At 66.4% G+C, this 989-nt stretch carries 2 protein-coding genes; both read left to right on the plus strand.

The window, feature by feature from the left end; translation table 11 throughout:
• Window positions 1-435 (plus strand): TfuA-like protein (locus tag BP858_RS09500; protein WP_286879372.1); only part of this gene is annotated, 435 nt, incomplete at its 5' end.
• A gap of 73 nt (window positions 436-508) precedes the next feature.
• Window positions 509-754: a hypothetical protein gene (locus tag BP858_RS09505; protein ID WP_074175558.1), complete on the plus strand. Its 246-nt coding sequence runs from the start codon at window positions 509-511 to the stop codon at window positions 752-754.
• Window positions 755-989 lie beyond the last annotated feature (235 nt).

Consider the following 989-nt stretch of genomic DNA (forward strand, 5'->3'; position numbering starts at 1 on the left):
GCCGAACTCGACAGCCTCGGGATGGAGGGCGTTGGGGAGATCTACCGGGCCTACCGGGAGGGGAGGCTCGTCGCCGACGACGAGGTGGCGCTCGTCTTCGATCCTGAGACGTTCGTCCCGCTCTCAGAGCCGCTCGTGAACATCAGGGCGACCCTGCAGCAGGCGCTGGAGTTCGGGGTGATCGATGCCGCCGCGGCCGGGGCGCTCCTCGACGCCGCCCGGGGGCTCTACTTCCCGGAGCGGACCTACGATGCGGTCGTCGAGGCGGCGGAAGGAAGGGTAGACCCCGGGGTTCTTGCCCGGTTTGCGGCGTTTTCCGGGGAGCACGCCGTCGACCAGAAACGCAAAGACGCGGTGCTCGCGCTTGAGCGCATCAGGGATCTGGCCGGATGCGTTGAACCGGTCGGTTCAACGATCCCACCGGGGGCACTGTAGGAATATATCCCGGCCCGGGCGCAAGTTCTGTCTGCTGGTGCGGATCCCTCCGCACCGCAGGAGATAGAACAGCATGAAGCGAAGAACAGCATTCGGGATCGGAGCGGTTCTTCTCCTCCTCATGGCCGTCGCGCTGCCGGCAAGTGCAGCAGGTCCATGGGGTGCTCCACAGGCAGATGAACCCACCGGCGATTGCCCCGGGTGCGGGCACTACCAGCACCAGAACAGCGGAGGCCAGCCGGATGAACCCGCCGGAGACTGTGACCGCGACCGGATACACCTCCGGGACGGGTCTTGCGGGGCCTGCCCGAACCGGTGATACCAGCGGGGAGAATAAACGATCGCAGGGAGGGTGGCACCCCTCCCCCTTGAGTGGCTCTCCTACAACCCACCTTTCCTGACCCACCAGAATGGTTCCTCGGGGCAGCACATCCCCGGGGAGTTCTCCCCGCACTCTTCCTCAGCACGATGCGCCGGCGGGCCTGTGGCCGCAAGACGATCCACGAGGTCGCCCTGCGCTGCACCTTCAGCACGTGACCTCTCCCGGTCGATCT

The organism is Methanoculleus sp. UBA413, from assembly GCF_002502935.1.
GTDB lineage: Archaea > Halobacteriota > Methanomicrobia > Methanomicrobiales > Methanoculleaceae > Methanoculleus > Methanoculleus bourgensis.

Coding starts and splice junctions, on each gene's coding strand:
- BP858_RS09505 (WP_074175558.1), top strand. CDS start 509: ATGAAGCGAAGAACAGCATTCGGGATCGGAGCGGTTCTTCTCCTCCTC.